At 71.2% G+C, this 2,317-nt stretch carries 1 protein-coding gene and 1 pseudogene; one reads left to right on the top strand and one right to left on the bottom strand.

What is annotated here, in order from left to right:
* Positions 1-38: 38 nt before the first annotated feature.
* On the bottom strand, positions 39-899 hold the full coding sequence (gene panB / locus ACWGDE_RS38285) for a 3-methyl-2-oxobutanoate hydroxymethyltransferase (protein ID WP_453393701.1): 861 nt from the start codon (positions 897-899) through the stop codon (positions 39-41).
* A 368-nt stretch (positions 900-1,267) separates the two neighbouring features.
* Here panB and ACWGDE_RS38280 point away from each other — a divergent pair.
* Positions 1,268-2,234, top strand: a pseudogene (locus ACWGDE_RS38280) (endonuclease/exonuclease/phosphatase family protein).
* Positions 2,235-2,317: the final 83 nt, after the last annotated feature.

The raw sequence follows: 2,317 nt of genomic DNA, 5'->3' as shown, positions 1-2,317 counted from the left end.
GGGCTGCCCGGACCGCTCGGTTCCCTAGGGGAGGGGCATCAGTGGAAGGCGTGCTCCGGCTGCGGGAACGTTCCGCCGACCACGTCCTCGGCGAAGGCCTTCGCGGCGTCGCCCATGGTCGCGCGGAGGTTCGCGTACTGCTTGACGAACTTCGGCATCTTGCCGCCGGTCAGCCCCATCATGTCCGTCCACACCAGCACCTGCGCGTCGCACTCCGAGCCCGCGCCGATGCCGACCGTCGGAATGTGCAGGGACCGGGTGACCTCGGCGGCCAGCTCGGCCGGGACCAGCTCCAGCACCACCGCGAACGCGCCCGCGTCCTGCGCGGCCTTCGCGTCGCGCAGCAGCTGGTGCGCGGCCTCGTCGCCGCGGCCCTGGACCCGGTAGCCCATGGCGTTCACGGACTGCGGGGTCAGACCCAGGTGGGACATGACCGGGATGCCGGACTGCACGATCAGCTCGGTCTGGGCCAGCGAGCGCTCGCCGCCCTCCAGCTTCACCGCGCCCACCCCGGCCTCCTTGACGAGCCGGGTGGCACTGCGCAGCGCCTGTACGGCGCCTTCCTGGTACGAGCCGAAGGGCAGGTCACCGATGATCAGGGCGCGGCTGGTGCCCCGTACGACGGCCGCCGACAGCAGGGTCATCTCGTCCATGGTGACCGGGACGGTGGTCTCGTAGCCGAGGTGACAGTTGCCCATGGAGTCGCCGACGAGCATGACCGGGATGCCGGCCTCGTCGAACACGGACGCGGTCATCGCGTCGTAGGCGGTGAGCATGGGCCACTTCTCGCCGCGTTCCTTGGCGAGGGTGAGGTCGCGGACGGTGATGCGCCGGGTGCCCGTGCCCCCGTACAGGGTGGGGGAGGCGGCTTCGCGGGCAGGCGAAACGGCATGCGTCATTGCAACTGCTCCTTGATGTTCATCTCGAGGCGCCCTTACGGCGTCCCCGGACTCACACCCATGGTGGCACTCGTCCGGCCCGGGCGGGAAGTGGCACGAGGACCGGTTCATCCCGCCGTTCGTCACACTCCCGGCGCAGCAAGGGCCCGGTCGGCCCAATGTGCGCGTTTCGTGACAAGCGGAACTATGGCCGCTCGGTCGTTCGTCCTCCCGGACGTACGGCCGAGACAATCGGCACGGAACGTTCCGCATATCGCCTAGGGTCAAGGGGCGGGGACGGAGCGCGAGCACGGCAGCGAGGGCAGTGGCATGGCACAGGCGTACATGACGGAGACGGGGAACGGCGGCTCGGAGCCCGAGCCCTCCCGATCCGGTCTCCGGCGCCGGCTGGCCGACCTGCGGCGCGACCGCGGCATCTGGCGCCGCGGGATCGTGCTCGCCGCGCTCGCGGGGCTGATCTCGCTCGTCATGATCTTCCACGCCTCGCTGCCCAACGACATCGGCAACCTCGGCAGCCTCACCGAGACCTTCCTGCCCTGGCTGGGCCTGGCCGTCCCGGTCCTGTTCGCCGCCGCCCTCTTCCGCCGCTCCGCGACCGCGCTCATCGCGATACTGCTGACCGCCGCGGTCTGGGCGAACCTCTTCGGCGGCCTGGTCACCGACAAGTCCCACGCCGGCGGCAACCTCACCGTCGCCACCCACAACGTCGACGCCGACAACCCCGACCCGACCGGCACCGCCGAGTCCGTCGCCAAGTCCGGAGCCGACGTCCTGGCCCTGACCGAGCTCAAGGGCAGCGCCGTCCCCGTCTACGAGAAGGCCCTCGGGGACACGTACAAGTACCACTCGGTCGAAGGAACCGTCGGCATCTGGAGCAAGTACCCGCTGATCTCCAGCACGCCCGTCGACATCAAGATGGGCTGGACCCGGGCCATGCGCGCCACCGTCCAGACCCCCCACGGCGAGATCGCCGCCTTCGTCGCCCACCTGCCCTCGGTCCGCGTCAAGCTCAACGCCGGCTTCACCGCCAACCAGCGCGACAACAGCGCCGACGCCCTCGGCGCCGCGCTCGCCGCCGAACCGCTGGGCAAGGTCATCCTGCTCGGCGACCTCAACGGCACCGTCAACGACCGGGCCCTGTCCGAGGTCACCTCGCAGCTGCGCTCCACCCAGGGCGCGTCCGGCGACGGCTTCGGCTTCAGCTGGCCCGCGCAGTTCCCCATGGCCCGCATCGACCAGATCCTGGTCCGCGGGGTCACCCCGGTGGCCTCCTGGACCCTGCCCCGCACGGGCAGCGACCACCTCCCGATCGCGGCCCGGGTCACCGTCAAGTAGGGCACCGGCGCGCGAGGGCCGTACACGCGCCGGTGCCCCCCCCGCCGGGGGCGGGGGCGGGGGCCGGGCTGGTATAAACAACA

It is taken from the genome of Streptomyces sp. NPDC054956 (genome assembly GCF_053609185.1).
The sequence above is the reverse complement of the archived record's forward strand: the minus strand, read 5'-3'. Positions and strand labels throughout refer to the sequence as shown.